Below are 18,243 nucleotides of genomic sequence, written 5' to 3'. Positions count from 1 at the left end.
GTTAAAATCAATGGGTATCGTAGCATAACTTAAGGGGCGATATTACATATAGAATGGGGGAAATATAATGAAAAACGTAAAAAAAATAATTACTGCGGCTTTAATAACTATGTTTGCTACATCGTTAATGGGCTGTAATATGATTGAAAAAACACCCAAAGGTATTGCGAATAGTTCAGTAGCAAAGGTCTTTGGTTCTAAAATAACTAGAGGAGATGTTGATGAACAATTAGCAGGCTTTTATAAACAACTAGAAACGCAGTATGGAACAAGCTATAAAACCAATACTGAGGCTAAGTCTCAGATAACAACTCAAAAACAACAAGTATTAGAAGAATTAATTACAGAAAAAATTACAGATTATAAAGCTGTAGAACTTAAACTAATGCCTACAGATGCTCAATTAAATGCACAAGTAAACAATCAACTAGCACAAATAAAAAGCAGCTCAGGAACGGATGCTAAGTTTACTGAGGCATTAGCACAAGCTAGCCTTACAGAAGCACAACTAAAGGAAAGAATAATAAAACCAGGTATTATATATAATATAGTACAAAGTTATATTACTAAAAATGTAAAAGTAACACAGGCACAGGAAAAGGCATACTACAATGCTAATCCTAATGAATTTACAGATGGCAGCATTCATGTAGCTCATATTTTAGTTGCAACTGAACCGGAAGCTAAAGCTATTAAGAAACGTTTAGATGCTGGTGAAACTTTTGCTAAACTTGCGAAAGAGAAAGGCACAGACGCAACAAAGGATAAAGGCGGAGATTTAGGAACTTTAAAGTACAATGATGCTCAAATGGATAAAACATTTATGAAAGCGGCTATAAAGGTAAAACAAGGCACAATATCACAGCCTGTTAAAACTCAATATGGATGGCACATAATAAAATCTATCAAAAATACAGCAACTCCTGAAAAGAAATTTGCAACTGTTAAGTCGAGTATAGAAAAAACACTCATAACAACAGAACAAACTAAATTATGGACTGCAGCTATGAAGAAATGGCAGACAGAAGCTAAAATAGTAAAATACGCAAATAATCTATAGCATTTTATATTAATAACGTTAAAGAATACCTTTATTATGAAGGTATTCTTTATTTTTTGATTAGAAATAGAACGATTAAGTAATATTATTACATATAATAAAAAATATGCAATAAAAATTGTATACTTAAGCATTATAGGCCTTTTTTGTATAAAAAAATTAAACATATACAAAAGTGCATAAAATTTCAAATTTTGAAAGATAATAATAGAGCTAGTATATTATATAAGATTTTATACGAGGAGGAATTAATTAAATGAAAGCAACCGGAATAGTAAGAAGAATAGATGATTTAGGAAGAGTTGTAATACCTAAAGAAATAAGGAGAACTTTAAGAATACGAGAAGGAGACCCATTAGAAATATTTACTGATAGAGAAGGCGGAGTTATATTAAAGAAATATTCACCTATAGGAGAATTAAGTGAATTTTCTAGAGAATATGCTGAATCATTACAACAAACTATAGGTAACATAATAATCATATGCGATAAAGACAACATAATATCTGTAAGCGGTTGTCCTAAGAAGGAGTACGTTGATAAGAAAGTTAGTATAGAACTCGAAAAAGCAATGGAAAATAGGAAAGCAATTGTATTAGGTGAAGGATCAGAGAAAACCATAGCTTTATATGATGATGAAGTAGAAAATAAATATAATGCGCAGGTAATTGCTCCTATAATAACTGAAGGAGATGCAATTGGTGCAGTGCTAATAATATCTACAGAACCACAAATTAAATTCGGAAACCTGGAATTAAAACTAGCTGAAACTGCAGCTTCTTTTCTAGGCAAACAAATGGAACAATAGGTTTAGAACCTAAAAAGTATATATTACTGAATGAAGTGGAACACTTTTTCAGTAATATATACTTTTTTTTGAAATATAAGTAATAATAACCTCCTAAATCAAATAATTATAATCAGAGACTGTAATTATTACATATACGAAAGTGATTACAAGGAGGTTATTATGAAGAAACATTCATTAATAAAAGGAACTATTATACTTGGATTTGCAGGATTATTTGCAAGATTTTTAGGACTATTTTTTAGAATACCAATACAGGCACTTATAAAGGATGAGGGAATGGGATATTATCAGATGTCATACCCACTCTATATGTTTTTTGTAGCAGTAGCATCTGGTGTACCAATAGCAATGTCCAAACTTATTGCAGAAATGAACGCTAAAAATGATAGAGAAGGAGTTCATCAGGTTTTAAGACAAACACTTCTTTTTATGATTGTATTAGGTGCTGCATTTACTACATTTATGGTATTGTTTGCGAAACCCATTATAACGATATTAAAATGGAATCCTAAATCATATTACTCTTTTTTGGCTATTGCAGTAGCACCAATTTTTGTTTCTATTATGTGTACTTTTAGGGGCTTTTTCCAAGGACTTCAGAATGTTAGACCAACGGCTATATCACAAGTAATAGAACAGGTGGGAAGAGTTGTGGCTGGAGTTCTGTTTGCATATTTGTTGTTTCCAAGGGGTATTGAGTATGCTGCAGGAGGGGCAGCTTTAGGCACGCTTGTCGGGGCTATAATGGGAAGCATATATTTAGTCTCAACTTATTTTAAAGTAAAAAAAGAACAAACAGTAAGAAGAACATTAAAACATAAATATATTTTAGGGGAGTTAGGTAAGGCTGCATTACCAATATCTATGGGAGCTGCAGTGGGCACTATTATGTCGCTAATAGATTCTATTTTAGTCCCACAGCAGCTTTTAAAGGCGGGATTTTCACAATTACAATCTGCAGTAATGTATGGCCAATTGACTGGAAAGGCATTTACCTTAATGAATGTACCTTTAGCACTTTCAGTGGCACTATGCGCGTCTCTAGTGCCAATAATTGCAGAAGCATTTTCTCTGGGTAAACGACGCGAACTAATTAAAAAGGTAGATATGGCTGTAAAATTGTCTAATGTTATTTCATTACCATCGGCTCTAGGCTTGTTTTTTATGGCTTATCCTATAATGAATTTAGTTTTTATGAAAGATGCAGCAGGATATGAAATTCTTAAGTATATATCGATTTGTATACCTTTTGTTATTTTAACCCAAACAAGCACTGCAATACTTCAGAGCATAGGCAATTATATGAAACCAGTATATAATCTAGCAATAGGTTGCATAGTAAAGGTTGTTATAACATATGTGTTAGTTTCACTTTCATCTGTAAATATATATGGGGCAGTTATAGGAACTATTTTGGGATATGTTACAAGTTGTTTATTGAATATGCATGAATTAAAGAAAAGTTTAAATATAAAATTCAATTTCGTAGATGCTTTTATAAAACCTGCTATTGCTGCTATGATAATGATAGTTGCAGTTGTATTTAGTAATGCTATTGTTTATAATTATACAATGAGTAAAGGATTGTCTTGTTTAATATCCATAATAATAGGCATTGTAATTTATTTAATATTTGTTTTGCTTCTTAGAATATTTGAATATCAAGAAATTAAAAAGAAATTCTTGAGGCAAAAATAAAAAAAAGGAGTAGAAGCTAATGATTAAAGTGGTGGGACTTGGACCAGGATCAGTAGAAGCACTAACGATAGGAACACTTCAAATTCTTAAGGGAGATAAAAAAATTTACTTAAGAACAGAAAAACACCCAACAGTAGATTATTTGAAATCTAAAGGTATCAAATTTGAAACCTATGATAATAAGTATGAAAAGTATAATAACTTCGATGATGTGTATAAATCTATTGCAGAAGATCTTATTTCAAAACATGAAAAATATGGAGATATTATTTATGGAGTTCCAGGTCATCCTCTTGTGGCTGAAACATCTGTCAAAATTTTAATAAAACTTTGTGGTATAAACAATATTGATATAAAAATTATGCCGGCAGTAAGTTTCATAGATGCTGTAATTCAGAGTTTAAAATTAGATCCTATAGAAGGATTAAAAATTATAGATGCTTTTGATATAGAAAATCAAATCCTTGATAAAAGAGTAGGGCTTTTAATAACTCAAGTTTATAATGTTTCTATAGCAACGGACGTAAAACTTGCTTTACTTGAGTATTACAAAGATGATATGAAAATTAAATTTGTTAGAGCAGCAGGCGTCGAAGGCTTAGAAAGCATTAGGGAAATCAATTTATATGAATTAGATAGGCAAAAAGATATAGATTATTTAACATCAATATATATACCAAAAGACCTAGAGGCCACAAAAGACTTTCATGATTTATTAAAAGTTATAAACACATTAAGAGGTGAGAATGGATGTTCATGGGACAAAGAACAAACTCATGAATCTTTGAAAAAATGTCTTATTGAAGAATCATATGAGGTACTAGAGGCAATAGATGCAAAAGACGAAGATAATATTATTGAGGAACTCGGAGATGTATTACTTCAAGTGGTATTCCATTCGCAAATAGGAAAAGAAGAGGGCTTTTTTAATATAAATGATGTAATTAAAGGTGTTACAAATAAGATGATAAATAGACATCCTCATATTTTTAAAAGTAAACAAAGCAAAAATACTAAGCAGGTTTTAGAAAGTTGGGAAAATATTAAAACAAAAGAAAAAGGTTTTAGCAGTTATACTGATATACTAAAACATGTTCCTAAAAATTTGCCAGGTCTAATGAGAGCAGAAAAAGTTCAGCAAAAGGCATCAAAAGTAGGTTTTGATTGGGAGAGTGTTGAACCTGCAATGGAAAAAGTTTTAGAAGAATTACAAGAAGTAAGAGATGTATATAAACACGATAATAGGGCAAAAATACTAGAAGAAGTGGGAGATTTGGTGTTTTCTACTGTAAATGTTGCTAGACTACTTGACATAGACCCTGAATTTGCAGTAAATTATACTATAGATAAATTTATCAATCGCTTCCAGTACATAGAAGAGAACGCAAGGAGTAAAAATTTAGATTTGTTGACAATGTCACTTGCTGAAATGGACGAATTATGGAACGAATCTAAAAGAGGATAAGTTTATTTGTAAAATAAAATTTAAACAAAAAAGAAGGAAATTCAAAATTAGTGAAGAATATGCTATTTAATGGTGTATGCACTTTACGAGTGTGCACTAGGAATAGGATACTCATTACGAGGAGGTAACAAATATGAATAAATCAGAATTAATAACAAGTATTGCAGAAAAATCTAATTTAACAAAAAAAGATGCGGAAGCAGCTCTAAAAGGAATTATAGAAAGTATTGAAGAAACATTAGAAAAAGGTGAAAAAGTTCAATTAGTTGGATTTGGAACATTCGAAACAAGAGATAGAGCAGCTAGAATGGGAAGAAACCCAAGAACAAAAGAAGAAATACAAATTGCAGCTTCAACAGTTCCAGTCTTTAAAGCTGGTAAGGAATTTAAAGAGATAGTAAATAAATAATTTTACTATGAAGTAGAAAACCTGGATGTATATCTAGGTTTTTTATTTTAAAAATTTTATTCTGTAAATTATTAAAATGGTAAACAAAATTAAAAAGGGGGAGTATTAATGAGATTAGACAAATATTTAAAGGTATCAAGAATTATAAAGAGAAGAACAATTGCTAAAGAAGCTTGCTTAAGTGGAAGAGTTTCTATAAATGAAAAGGTAGCAAAAGCTGGTACTGCAGTTGCAGAAAATGATATTATAGAAATAAAATTTGCAAATCAAATTTTAAAAGCTAAAATTATAAATATTGCCGAACGTGTGACAAAAGAAAGTGCAAAAGAAATGTATGAAATAATATCAGGAAGAGAAGACAAAGAATAAATGTTACTAAATACAATTCTTAATTAAGGTTTATTAGCATATATATTTTATAGGAATATAATGGTATGTAATTAGTTAAGAATTGAGAATAGGTAAAATTCCCTAATTTTCAATTTTTATTGTAAAATTAATAAGGGGGATATTATGGAAATAAGAAGAGAACCAAAAATAGAAGTAAAGAAAAGCATATTAATGCTTGAAAACAGAAGAAAGTTAACTATTAATGGAGTTATAGAAGTTATAAACTTTAATGAAAGCCAAATATTATTAAACACAGATGTAGGAACAATGATGGTAAAAGGCAAAGAATTAAAGATGAATAAATTAGATGTTCAAAATGGAGACGTTATAATAACTGGGAAAGTAGATTCTTTTGTGTATACTAGTGATAAAAGTAAAATTAAAAAAGATAGTATAATATCAAGATTGTTTAGGTAGGTGCTATTATGATGATTTCTTTAATGGGTCAACTTAGACTTATAATATTCAGTTTGCTATCAGGAATAATCACTGGTGTATTTTTTGATATATATAGATTAATAAGAGGATTTAAGAATCCTAACAAAATTTTGACAATAATACAGGATTTACTGTTTTGGACATTAACTTCTATAGTGATTTTTATATTTTTGATGTATACTAATGAAGGGTACATAAACTTCTATGTGTATGTTTGTTTGATATTAGGAGTATACTTATATTTGAGACTCATAAGTGAATCTTTTATAAATGTCCAATATAGATCACTAAAATTCAATGGAAGAGTAGTTAGAGTTGTATGGAATGTTATTTTATACCCACCAAGTTTATTGATTTATAAGATAAAAAGAAAAAAAAAAGATAAATTATAAAGAAATAGCTTGAAGTAATGTGCAATACAAATTAGAATAGATTTATCAAGAATAAACAATACTCATTTCATTGAAAGGAAAAGGGTATAGAATATGAAAAAAAAACTTAGTATTAAAGGTGTCGTATTAGTTTTTATTGTAATGTATGTAGGTTATCTTTTAATTCAACAGCAGGTAACTATGAGTAGACAGAAAAAACAGCTACAAGAGTATACTATTCAATTACAAAAGAAAAAAGAAGAGCAAAAAACGTTACAGGATGAAGTGGAGTTATCTAAAACTGATAAATATATAGAAAAATTGGCAAGAGAAATTTTAGGACTTGTTAAAGAAGGTGAAACTCCTGTAATGAATAATAAAAACTAAGCGCTATAATAATTGTTATACTTATTATTAAATTAATATGTAAAATAAAAAACATAATTTTTGAGGAGGAGTATTTTTAATATGACCTTAATGGCTGGAAGTATTGTAGAAGGTAAAGTAGTTAATATCACCAATTTTGGTGCGTTTGTAGAAGTGGAGGGTAAGACAGGATTAGTGCATATATCTGAAGTTTCAGATACATTCGTTAAAGATGTTAATGATTATATCAAAGAAAATGACATTGTAAAAGTTAAAGTTATTTCTGTGGATGACAATGGTAAAATAAGTTTGTCAATAAAACAAGCTGGAGTACCTAAAAGGTCTATTAAACCAATAGAAATAGATTGGGATAAGGAAAAGAACAAATCAAATACAGCTGATTTTGAAGATATAATGACTAAATTTCTAAAAGACAGTGAAGAAAGATTTCAAGATGTTAAAAAACATCAAGAAGGAAAAGGAAGAGGTTATAGTAAAAAAACTTCAAGTTATTAGTAAAACCTGTAGGAACTAAGCATTTAGTTCCTATTTTAAAAAATTAAAAAGTTATTGACAACGGTTTATACATCAGATATAATAAAACATGTTGCCAAGAAGTAGCATTTTTGATGCTATTAGGTAAATGCAGACAACTAAGCTGGAGTGGCGGAACTGGCAGACGCACAGGACTTAAAATCCTGCGGTGGTTAAACACCGTACCGGTTCGATTCCGGTCTTCAGCACCAAATGTCGCGGGATGGAGCAGTTGGTAGCTCGTCGGGCTCATAACCCGAAGGTCGTGGGTTCAAGTCCTACTCCCGCAACCAATATGGCGGAATAGCTCAGCTGGCTAGAGCATTCGGTTCATACCCGAAGGGTCGTAGGTTCAAGTCCTATTTCCGCTACCAATTTATATGATTTTATAAATATTACATATAAATCATTAAAAATCATTGACATGTAGAAAATATTATTATATAATAGAAATTGGTCTTAAAAACTTATATAGTAGTTAATTTAATTTGTAAAATTAGTAGATAGACAAGGCTTAAAATTTACAATATTAAATGTTCTATTAACTAAAATTAAGTTTTATAACATAATATCGCGGGGTGGAGCAGTTGGTAGCTCGTCGGGCTCATAACCCGAAGGTCACAGGTTCAAGTCCTGTCCCCGCAACCAATAAATTTTAATTATTACATGAAGTAAAATTATTAGACTATAATTTAAATGAATTATGAACTTAAACATTAATATCGCGGGATGGAGCAGTTGGTAGCTCGTCGGGCTCATAACCCGAAGGTCGTAGGTTCAAGTCCTACTCCCGCAACCAATAAGTTTTAATTTATCCATGTATAAGTTAAATAAAATTTATAATAGTATGCTGGAGTGGCGGAACTGGCAGACGCACAGGACTTAAAATCCTGCGGTGGTTAAACACCGTACCGGTTCAATTCCGGTCTTCAGCACCAAATATCGCGGGATGGAGCAGTTGGTAGCTCGTCGGGCTCATAACCCGAAGGTCGTAGGTTCAAGTCCTACTCCCGCAACCAATACATTTTAAATGTATTAAATATGTAAGTTAAATGAAAATTCATAATAAATGGCTAGCATAAAACTAGTAAATAGGCTGGAGTGGCGGAACTGGCAGACGCACAGGACTTAAAATCCTGCGGTGGTTAAACACCGTACCGGTTCGATTCCGGTCTTCAGCACCAAGTATCGCGGGATGGAGCAGTTGGTAGCTCGTCGGGCTCATAACCCGAAGGTCGTGGGTTCAAGTCCTACTCCCGCAACCAATATGGCGGAATAGCTCAGCTGGCTAGAGCATTCGGTTCATACCCGAAGGGTCGTAGGTTCAAGTCCTATTTCCGCTACCATAACTCACAATTAAATTTGTGAGTTATTTTTATTTGTTTAAGACCTATAAAGTTTATGATTAGATGTACAAAACATATAAGTATAAATTTCTCAAATATATAATACCATTAAATGACAAGCTTCATTTAATATTTTAAAACCTACTAAATTAATATGGTAGGTTTTTTTATATTATAGGGGATTGTAAAAATTGCATGTAAAAAATATACAAATTATTGTCTCATAAAATATATACAAGCATCACACCGTATGACAATTATTTCCAAATAATTTTGGTATAATAAAGTCCTAATTAGTAAAGGTGGGTGAGGTGTAATATGCAATACGGAATTGATATATTTCCATACGAAAGACTTAAAAAAATAAAAGATGAAGTACAAAAGAAAAATGCACTTAATGTTAATTTAATTACTAGAGGAATAGTTTATTTTGCAGTAAGTTTGTTAATAAGCAGAGTCCTTCTTCTTAATAATACTGCGCCATTTGGTATAGCTTTTTTAATTGCCACAGTATTTATTAATAATAAAAGGATATCAATAATTGCTGCTAGTGGTACATTTTTAGGCTATGTAACTTTATATAGTAGCATAAAAAATTTACCGTCTTATTTAATAGTAATTGTTACAATTGCTTCTTTGAGTCATATTTTTAACAAGATGGAAGTTAGAACAAAAGCTTTAGTTAGCATGTTTTCAATTATTATGTTTGAATTGTTTGCTTATAATTTTTTTATAGCTCGCGTAAGTGCAATAATGGGTTTCCTAAATTCATTTTTTCTTGTTTTATGTATCTTTCCTTTATATTTTATTCTAGACTATAGCATTTTATGCTTTAAAGAGATTAAAACAAAACATATATTTTCAAATGAAGAGATAATAAGTATGTCAATTATAAGTTCTTTAATTATAGCAGGAACTTGGGGCATTAATATTTTTACAATATCAATTACAAACATATTAGGCCTAGCTTTTGTCATAATGATAGCATATATAGATGGAAGTGGAGCTGGCGCAGCATCGGGAGTTGCGATGGGTATTATTGTAGGAATGTCATCTTCTAATATGATTGTATTTATAGGTATGTACGGTATTTGTGGGTTAATAACTGGTGTTTTTAAAGAAACAGGAAAAATTTTAACTGCAACAGCTTATCTAGTAGCGTTTTCGATAATAAAAATATATTGTATTACTGGACCTACGTTTATTGTATTTGAAGCTTTTGTAGCAGCAGTAATATTTTTATTAATACCACAAAATATTTATGAAAAATTATCACTAGAGTTTAATTCAGATAAGAAGAAGCAAAGTATAGAACAGAGTTATATAAATAAGATTAAAGACACATTTGTTGGAAGGCTAAATAATTTTTCTGATGTGTTAATTAATATGTCGGATATATTAAATAATTTGGTGGACAATGAAAAACTGGCAATGAAGGGTAAAAGCAGTGCTCTTGTTGAGAATATTGCTGACAGGGTGTGTAGTAATTGTAATATGAAATCTATGTGTTGGAAGAGAGAATTACATTATACATATGCAGCCTTTGAAGAATTAATTCAAAATTTTGAGAGAAAGAGTACTACTGTACCAGAAGAAATTGAAAGAAAATGCATAAAGAGGACGGCAATACTTAAAAATACAGAAGACATTGTTAATAAGCATATAATAAACGAAATGTGGAGAACTAGACTAAGTGAAGGTCGCGAGCTTTTAGCAAATCAAATTGGCAATATGGCAAATTCGGTAGAAGAAATTGTTGAAGACTTTAATTCTGAAATTCAGATAGATGCTCCTATGGAAAAACTTATATGTAGAGCACTAGATAAAAATAGAATTAAGCATAATGACATTATGTGTTTAAATGATAAACTTGGACGATTGAGTATTAAACTGTCACTTAATGCTTGCAGTGGAAGGCAGATGTGCGTAAAGGAATTATTGCCTATCATAAATAGTGTGGTTGGGAAGTGTATGTGTGTTAGTGATGATGGATGCTCAATAGATTCAGAAACAAACATGTGCAAGGTAACAATTGAAGAAACACCAAAGTTCCACGTGGCTTCAAGCGTGGCAAGGCAATGTAAAGATGGCGAAAAGCTTAATGGAGATAGCTATAGCTTTGGGAAGCTTGCAGATGGAAGTTATATGTCTGTTATTAGTGATGGGATGGGATCAGGTCCTCAAGCAGGTAGAGAGAGTGAGGCAGCTGTAGAATTAATAGAAAAGTTTACATCAGCAGGATTTAGTAAAATTACAGCAATTAATACTGTGAACACAATAATGACACTGAGATTTTCTGAAGAAGAAAAATTTTCAACTATTGATTTGAGTAGTATTGATTTATATACTGGTGAGATAAATTTTTTAAAGGTAGGAGCTGTTGCAACATTTTTAAAGTCTGGCGATAACTTAGAGATTATTAAATCCAAATCCCTTCCGATTGGGGTTTTAGATAAGGCAGATATAGATATACAACAAATGAATTTGAAAAATGGGGATGTTATAGTTATGCTCAGTGATGGGGTATTAGATTATAATGATGAGAATGTAGGCAGAGTAGATTGGGTAATTGATTATTTAGGCAAAAATAATTGCAATAATCCAAAAGATTTAGCGGATGGGTTGTTGGCTGAAGCAAAAAAACTAAGTGGAAGTAGAGTAAAAGATGATATGACAGTTCTTGTTTCAAAGATATATAGTTTATACTAACAGCATTAGTTGTTTTGAGAATGTTATTAAAAAAACATCTAATTCCAGTTAGATTTAAACAGTGTTTAAGCTATCTATGAAACCGAGAAATTTAAAAATGAAGAATATAAAAGAATGAAGAATATAAAAAAAGTAAAAGTATTTTTTTGTATTCTTTATTTTTTTCTTTTTTTATAGTTATGTTTTAATAAATGGTAAATATATGTTACTATATTATACAGTAATATGATATAGTAATATGAGATAAAAAGTTATACAAACATAGGAAAACTATAACAAGTTATAAAAAAGTGGGAAGTGGATGTTTTGTCAGAAAGAGTAATTAATTATATAAGAAAAAATTTAATGTTTGATAAGGGAGATAAGGTTATAGTTGCATTTTCAGGTGGGCCTGATTCTACATGTTTGCTTTATATTTTAAATGAACTTAGAGAAAAGCTTGGAATTACACTTATTGGCGCACATATAAACCATTGTCTTCGAGGGGATGAATCTGATAAAGACGAGGAATATGCAAAAAAAACATGTGAGAAGTTAAACATAGATTTTTACAGCAAAAAAGTAGACGTACATAGAATTTCAAAAGAGAAAAATTTATCTTGTGAAGTAGCAGGAAGAGAAGTTAGGTATAAATTTTTCGAAGAACTTGTGATTAAATTGGATGCGAATAAGGTAGCGATAGCACATAATGCTAATGATCAAGCAGAAACTATTTTAATGAGAATTATGAGAGGAACAGGTATTGCAGGGATGATAGGAATAAAGCCTGTTAGGGACAAAATATATGTAAGACCAATTCTTCTTCTTACTAGAAAAGAAATAGAAAAATATTGTTTGATTAATAATATAACTCCTAGGATAGATAAGACAAATTTAGAAAATGTGTATGCAAGAAACAAAGTAAGGCTTGAAATGATTCCATATATTGAAAAAAACTTTAATACAGATATAATTAAAACATTAAACCGTATGTCAGATACTGTAAAAATAGACAATGAATATTTGGAAAGCGTTTGTCAAAAAGAATATGAAAAATATTGTGGGATAAGTGAGCAAAGAGTTATAATAAATAAAAGTGCATTTACAAATCATGAAGCAATTTTGAGTAGAATTATTAGAAGCGCTTTGCTTGCGATAAATCACAATCTATATAATATTGAAAAGATTCATATAACTAGTATTATAGAACTTCAAAAACATGAAACGGGTAAAAGTATAATGCTACCTCAGAATATAATAGTAGAAAACAGTTATGGAAATATCAATATTTATATACATGTAAAAGCTATTGATGCTTACAAAAATCAGTATCCTCTAAATATTAATGAAAAAAATATAATTCATGCTTTGAAAAAAACGATAAGAATTGATGTTAAATCCAAGATGAAATATACCGAATTTATAGGGAATGATAGTATTAAGTATTTTGATTATGATAAAATTACGGAGCCAATAACATTTAGATATCGAAAAAATGGAGATAAGTTTACGCCACTTGGGATGCTCGGAAGTAAAAAAATAAGTGATTTATTCATTGATTTAAAAATACCAAAAGATATAAGAAATGAAATACCCTTAATATGTTTTGGAAATGATATAGGTTGGGTTGTTGGATATAGGGTTAGTGAAAAATTTAAAGTTTCAAAAGATACTAAAAATATATTGCAGATTAAAATTGGAAGTGAGGAATAATAATGAATAATGATATTAAAGAAGTGATGTACAACGAAGGGCAATTAAGGGATAGAGTAAGGCAACTAGGAGCAAAAATAAGTAATGATTATTCTGGTAGAGAACTTATACTTATTGGCATTTTAAAAGGATCAGTTATTTTTATGTCCGATTTAGTAAAGCAAATCACAATTCCGTGTAAATTGGATTTTATGGCAGTTTCTAGCTATGGAAATTCTACTAAGTCTTCAGGTGTTGTTAAAATTTTAAAAGATCTCGATTTTGAAATTCAAGGCAAGGATGTACTAATAGTAGAGGATATTATAGATTCTGGAGTTACACTTAAATATCTAACAAAGTTTTTAGGCGCAAGAAAACCAAGTAGTTTAGAAATTGTATGTTTACTAAATAAACCAGACAGAAGAAAGGTCGATATAGATGTTAAATATATAGGATATGATGTGCCAGATTATTTCCTTGTAGGTTTTGGATTAGACTATGCAGAAAAATATAGAAACTTACCATATATAGGAATATTAAAAGATGAAATTTATAAGTAAATGTAAACAAAATGTATATAATAATTAATATATTATAATATTGTCAAGTGCTTTTTAATGTGATAAAATTTCATAGTGAATAAAAAGATAGGGGGGTTTCGATGAAAAAAATTTCTAGTGCAGCAATCTGGCTCGTAGTATTTGTACTCGTGATTTTTGCATGCCTGGCCTTACTTGAGACTAATAAGAATGTTAGCACAATCAGTGTTGATAAATTCCAACAATATTGGGTTAAGAAAGATATTAAAAGTGTTCAGGTAAGGGAAGATAAAACGGTAGCAGGGGAATTGAAAAACGGAACACAATATGAAACTGTAGTCCCATTACAGAGATTAATACAAGTTATGGAGAAATATCCAAACACAAGCGTTGCAGAAACATATATAAAGCCAGCTAGTATGCCAATGTGGTTACAGATAGTACCAACATTGCTTATAATTTTAATGCTGGTTGCTTTTTGGTTTATGTATATGCAACAATCACAAGGTGGCGGTGGCGGCGGTGGTAACCGAGGTGTAATGAATTTCGGAAAAAGCAGGGCTAAAATAGCAACGCCAGATAAGAGAAAAGTTACATTTGATGATGTAGCAGGTGAAGATGAGGAAAAGGAAGAACTAGCAGAAGTTGTTGATTTCCTTAAACAACCTAAAAAATATTTAGAAGCAGGTGCAAGAATTCCAAAAGGCATTCTTCTTGTGGGACCACCAGGCACAGGTAAGACATTACTTGCAAGGGCTGTATCTGGAGAAGCAGGAGTGCCATTTTATAGTATATCAGGTTCTGATTTTGTAGAGATGTTTGTAGGGGTTGGAGCTTCAAGAGTAAGAGATTTATTTGAACAAGCCAAGAAAAGTGCTCCTTGTATAATATTTATTGATGAAATTGATGCAGTAGGTAGACAAAGAGGCGCAGGAGTTGGTGGAGGTCATGATGAGCGTGAACAAACTTTAAACCAACTATTAGTTGAAATGGATGGATTTGGTGTAAATGAAGGCATAATTATGATAGCTGCAACCAATAGACCAGACATACTTGACCCTGCTCTTTTAAGACCAGGTAGATTTGATAGACATATATTGGTAGGTGTACCTGATGTTAAAGGAAGAGAAGAAATCTTAAAGGTTCATTCAAAAAATAAACATTTAGCAGATGAAGTAAAACTTAATGTATTAGCTAAAAGGACACCAGGGTTTACTGGTGCAGATTTAGAGAATCTAATGAATGAAGCGGCATTACTTACAGTAAGAAACAATAAGAAAATAATAGAAATGAATGAACTTGATGAAGCAGTAACAAGAGTTATTGCTGGACCAGAAAAGAAGAGCAAGGTAATAAGCGAAAAAGACAGAAAATTAACAGCATATCATGAAGCAGGGCATGCTGTAGTAATGAGATATTCTCCATTATCAGACCCAATTCATCAAATAAGTATTATACCAAGAGGTATGGCAGGTGGATATACAATGCATTTACCTGAGCAGGATACTTCTTATACTTCAAAGTTAAAACTTAAAGATGATATTGTCGGATTACTTGGTGGTAGAGTTGCAGAAAAATTAATATTACATGACATTAGTACTGGTGCTAAAAATGATATTGACAGAGCATCATCAATTGCTAGAAAAATGGTTACGGAATATGGTATGAGTGATGTTTTAGGACCAATATCATTTGGTAATGATCATAACGAAGTATTTCTTGGAAGAGATTTAGGAAAAAGCAGAAATTTCAGCGAAGAGGTAGCGAATAAAATAGATTCAGAAGTGAAGGCTATTGTTGAGGAAGCCTATGCAAAAGCTGAAAAAATTCTTGCCGAAAATGAAAGTAAATTGCATGCGGTAGCTCAAGAACTACTTTTAAAGGAAAAACTTGAAGGAGCAGAGTTTGAAGCTATAATTGCTAAAACAGAATTGGATGATGTTGCTAAATCAAATTCAGGTAGAATTGAATTAGCGAAGAGTTAATAAAATTAGAGACATACAGTTATAAATGACTGTATGTCTTTTTTATTTTGACAATAATTAAAGAAACGTAATGTTAACTACTATTTTGTATTAATACTTTTCTAATTCAATATTATCTATAAATTGTGATATAATACAAAGTATTAGTAATTAAGAAATATTATAGTATAAAATTTTTGACAAATTTATGACTATAACAATAATAATAGTAATTAGTAGAAAAATTACAGAAATTATTTAGTATAGGTATATTTTCTGTTTAATTTATATATAAGGGGTGAAGTATATGAAAAGTGATATAGAGATTGCACAAGGTGCTAAGATGTTACCTATAAAAATGGTTGCAGAAAAAATGGGATTATCTGAGGATGATATTGATTTATATGGTAAATATAAGTCGAAGATTTCTTTAGATGTTCTAAAAAGAAATGAAAATAAGAAAGATGGCAAACTAATATTAGTTACAGCTATCAATCCTACTCCGGCAGGAGAAGGAAAATCTACAGTTACAATAGGTCTTGCAGATGCCTTATGTAAAAAAGGTAAAAATGCAGTGATAGCTTTAAGAGAACCATCACTTGGACCAGTATTTGGAATTAAAGGTGGAGCCGCTGGTGGCGGTTATGCTCAAGTAGTGCCAATGGAGGATATAAATCTTCATTTCACTGGGGATATGTATGCGATAACTGCAGCTAATAATTTGTTATCGGCTGCTATAGATAACCATATTCATCAAGGCAATATTCTTCGTATTGATAGCAGAAAAATTACATTTAAAAGGGTTATGGATATGAATGATAGGTCCCTTCGTAGTGTTGTTGTAGGGCTTGGTGGTAAACCTAATGGATTTGTACGCGAAGATGGGTTTATGATAACAGTTGCTTCAGAAATAATGGCTATTTTATGCTTGGCTAGTAACCTTATGGATTTAAAAGAGAGAATGGGGAAAATATTGGTTGCTTATAATTTAGATGGTAATCCAGTTTATTGTAGTGATTTATCAGTAAATGGCGCAATGGCATTACTTATGAAGGATGCTATAAAACCAAATTTGGTTCAGACATTAGATAACACACCGGCCATAATACATGGAGGACCATTTGCTAATATTGCTCATGGTTGCAATAGTCTTCTCGCAACTAAGACGGCTTTAAAATTAGGAGATTATGTTGTAACTGAAGCAGGATTTGGTGCTGATTTAGGGGCGGAAAAATTTTTTGATATAAAATGCAGGTATGGTAAATTAAAACCAGATTGTGTTGTTCTTGTGGCTACAATAAGAGCGTTAAAACATCATGGTGGAGTTAAAAAAGATAAATTAAATGAACCTAATGTGGAAGCTCTCTCAAGAGGGATAGGAAATTTAGAAAAGCAAATAGAAAACATTAAGAAATATGGAGTTCCTGTAATAGTATCAATAAATAAATTTATTTATGATACTCAGGAAGAAATTGAATACATAAAAGCATTTTGCATAAAGAAGGGTGTCAAAGTTGACTTAACCGAAGTATGGGGAAAAGGAGCAGAAGGTGGTATTGAATTAGCTAGTAAAGTTTTAGATATTTTAGATAATGAGAAAAGTAATTTTAAGGTTTTATATGATGAAAATCTCACTATAAAAGAAAAGATAAATATTATAGCAACACAAATATATGGTGCAGATGGAGTAGAATACACCACTTCTGCAAATAAGCAAATTGCTGAAATAGAAAAGCTTGAATTAGATAAAGTTCCTATATGCGTTGCTAAAACTCAAAAATCGCTCTCAGATAATCCTAGTCTTTTGGGAAGACCAACAAATTTCACTATAAATGTAAAAGAAGTTAGAATTTCTAATGGAGCGGGATTTGTTGTAGCGTTAACTGGAAATATAATGACTATGCCGGGCCTTCCTAAGATCCCAGCAGCATGTAAAATGGATATAGCTGAAGATGGCACTATATCGGGTTTATTCTAAAGAAAATTTCAAAACAGAGATATTAATTATGATGACTACAGCATTGAAAATGATGACTACAGCATTGAAAATGATGACTACAGCATTGAAAATGATGACTACAGCATTGAAAATGATGACTACAGCATTGAAAATGATGACTAATCCAATTTGTTTGAAAATAGGGTTGCTATAGATATGTTCTATAACAACCTTATTTTTAATGTAAAGTATTGATTCTTTTTAGAAAAAGAATATACCTTATTGTAGATGGTCATAATGTATACGAGTTTGTTGCTTATTAAATAAAAAAAACAACAGTTAATTAAGATTATGAATTATTATAAAGAAATACAAACTAGCATATAGATGTTCTATTTAAATAAATTCTTATCATAAAAAGGTGATCAATTGCAATAACAAGTTGAACCAATTTGTATTTATGACTTAAATCGTTGAATTTACTTATGCTGCATAAATTATATCTAATTGTGCTTCGAATAGATCTTCAGGAG

Annotated in this window: 16 protein-coding genes and 10 tRNA genes; all 26 read left to right on the top strand. The window is 30.8% G+C overall.

Annotation, left to right across the window (positions count from 1 at the left end):
* Positions 1 to 67: 67 nt before the first annotated feature.
* The 26 genes from KPL38_RS04195 to KPL38_RS04070 all read left to right on the top strand — a co-directional run bounded on the left by KPL38_RS04195 (position 68) and on the right by KPL38_RS04070 (position 17,924).
* Entirely contained in the window at positions 68 to 1,060 is a 993-nt protein-coding gene (locus tag KPL38_RS04195; protein WP_216287458.1) for a peptidylprolyl isomerase, read from the top strand.
* A gap of 256 nt (positions 1,061 to 1,316) precedes the next feature.
* Positions 1,317 to 1,868, top strand: a complete 552-nt coding sequence (gene spoVT, locus KPL38_RS04190; RefSeq protein ID WP_216287456.1) for a stage V sporulation protein T — start codon at positions 1,317 to 1,319, stop codon at positions 1,866 to 1,868.
* Between the two features lie 162 nt (positions 1,869 to 2,030).
* Positions 2,031 to 3,569 carry a putative polysaccharide biosynthesis protein gene (locus tag KPL38_RS04185; protein WP_216287447.1) on the top strand — a complete coding sequence of 513 codons (1,539 nt, stop codon included), beginning with the start codon at positions 2,031 to 2,033 and terminating at the stop codon, positions 3,567 to 3,569.
* A gap of 19 nt (positions 3,570 to 3,588) precedes the next feature.
* Complete coding sequence (gene yabN, locus KPL38_RS04180) at positions 3,589 to 5,034, top strand: bifunctional methyltransferase/pyrophosphohydrolase YabN (protein WP_216287445.1); 1,446 nt, start codon at positions 3,589 to 3,591, stop codon at positions 5,032 to 5,034.
* 133 nt (positions 5,035 to 5,167) lie between these two features.
* Complete coding sequence (gene hbs, locus KPL38_RS04175) at positions 5,168 to 5,443, top strand: non-specific DNA-binding protein Hbs (protein ID WP_216287443.1); 276 nt, start codon at positions 5,168 to 5,170, stop codon at positions 5,441 to 5,443.
* Between the two features lie 108 nt (positions 5,444 to 5,551).
* A complete protein-coding gene (locus tag KPL38_RS04170) occupies positions 5,552 to 5,812 on the top strand; it encodes an RNA-binding S4 domain-containing protein (protein WP_216287442.1) in 261 nt (86 codons plus the stop codon).
* 144 nt (positions 5,813 to 5,956) lie between these two features.
* Entirely contained in the window at positions 5,957 to 6,250 is a 294-nt protein-coding gene (gene yabP / locus KPL38_RS04165) for a sporulation protein YabP (protein WP_216287440.1), read from the top strand.
* Between the two features lie 8 nt (positions 6,251 to 6,258).
* Positions 6,259 to 6,663, top strand: coding sequence for a spore cortex biosynthesis protein YabQ (yabQ, locus tag KPL38_RS04160; RefSeq protein ID WP_216287438.1), 405 nt, complete (start codon positions 6,259 to 6,261; stop codon positions 6,661 to 6,663).
* A gap of 93 nt (positions 6,664 to 6,756) precedes the next feature.
* Entirely contained in the window at positions 6,757 to 7,029 is a 273-nt protein-coding gene (locus KPL38_RS04155) for an FtsB family cell division protein (RefSeq protein WP_216287435.1), read from the top strand.
* 81 nt (positions 7,030 to 7,110) lie between these two features.
* A complete protein-coding gene (locus KPL38_RS04150) occupies positions 7,111 to 7,524 on the top strand; it encodes a S1 domain-containing RNA-binding protein (RefSeq protein WP_216287433.1) in 414 nt (137 codons plus the stop codon).
* 141 nt (positions 7,525 to 7,665) lie between these two features.
* Positions 7,666 to 7,754 (top strand) — tRNA-Leu (locus KPL38_RS04145).
* Between the two features lie 5 nt (positions 7,755 to 7,759).
* Positions 7,760 to 7,835: transfer RNA gene (locus tag KPL38_RS04140), tRNA-Met, on the top strand.
* Positions 7,836 to 7,839: 4 nt separating this feature from the next.
* A tRNA-Met gene (locus KPL38_RS04135) sits at positions 7,840 to 7,916 on the top strand.
* A 198-nt stretch (positions 7,917 to 8,114) separates the two neighbouring features.
* Positions 8,115 to 8,190, top strand: a tRNA-Met gene (locus KPL38_RS04130).
* Positions 8,191 to 8,265: 75 nt separating this feature from the next.
* Positions 8,266 to 8,341 (top strand) — tRNA-Met (locus tag KPL38_RS04125).
* A 50-nt stretch (positions 8,342 to 8,391) separates the two neighbouring features.
* Positions 8,392 to 8,480: transfer RNA gene (locus KPL38_RS04120), tRNA-Leu, on the top strand.
* A 5-nt stretch (positions 8,481 to 8,485) separates the two neighbouring features.
* Positions 8,486 to 8,561, top strand: a tRNA-Met gene (locus KPL38_RS04115).
* A gap of 76 nt (positions 8,562 to 8,637) precedes the next feature.
* Positions 8,638 to 8,726 (top strand) — tRNA-Leu (locus KPL38_RS04110).
* Between the two features lie 5 nt (positions 8,727 to 8,731).
* Positions 8,732 to 8,807, top strand: a tRNA-Met gene (locus KPL38_RS04105).
* 4 nt (positions 8,808 to 8,811) lie between these two features.
* Positions 8,812 to 8,888, top strand: a tRNA-Met gene (locus KPL38_RS04100).
* 318 nt (positions 8,889 to 9,206) lie between these two features.
* Entirely contained in the window at positions 9,207 to 11,597 is a 2,391-nt protein-coding gene (spoIIE, locus tag KPL38_RS04095) for a stage II sporulation protein E (protein WP_216287432.1), read from the top strand.
* A gap of 297 nt (positions 11,598 to 11,894) precedes the next feature.
* On the top strand, positions 11,895 to 13,289 hold the full coding sequence (gene tilS / locus KPL38_RS04090; protein WP_312884145.1) for a tRNA lysidine(34) synthetase TilS: 1,395 nt from the start codon (positions 11,895 to 11,897) through the stop codon (positions 13,287 to 13,289).
* A 26-nt stretch (positions 13,290 to 13,315) separates the two neighbouring features.
* Positions 13,316 to 13,828, top strand: coding sequence for a hypoxanthine phosphoribosyltransferase (hpt, locus tag KPL38_RS04085; protein WP_376769014.1), 513 nt, complete (start codon positions 13,316 to 13,318; stop codon positions 13,826 to 13,828).
* A gap of 101 nt (positions 13,829 to 13,929) precedes the next feature.
* Positions 13,930 to 15,792, top strand: coding sequence for an ATP-dependent zinc metalloprotease FtsH (gene ftsH, locus KPL38_RS04080; protein WP_216287426.1), 1,863 nt, complete (start codon positions 13,930 to 13,932; stop codon positions 15,790 to 15,792).
* A 286-nt stretch (positions 15,793 to 16,078) separates the two neighbouring features.
* Complete coding sequence (locus KPL38_RS04075; protein ID WP_216287417.1) at positions 16,079 to 17,749, top strand: formate--tetrahydrofolate ligase; 1,671 nt, start codon at positions 16,079 to 16,081, stop codon at positions 17,747 to 17,749.
* Complete coding sequence (locus KPL38_RS04070; protein WP_216287410.1) at positions 17,724 to 17,924, top strand: hypothetical protein; 201 nt, start codon at positions 17,724 to 17,726, stop codon at positions 17,922 to 17,924. The genes KPL38_RS04075 and KPL38_RS04070 overlap by 26 nt, the downstream gene beginning before the upstream one ends.
* The last annotated feature ends 319 nt before the right edge of the window (positions 17,925 to 18,243 follow it).

Origin of the sequence: Clostridium psychrophilum, from assembly GCF_018861705.1 — a bacterium.
GTDB lineage: Bacteria > Bacillota > Clostridia > Clostridiales > Clostridiaceae > Clostridium_AD > Clostridium_AD psychrophilum.
Note: the sequence above shows the minus strand (reverse complement) of the source record. Positions and strands in the feature narration are given on the sequence as shown.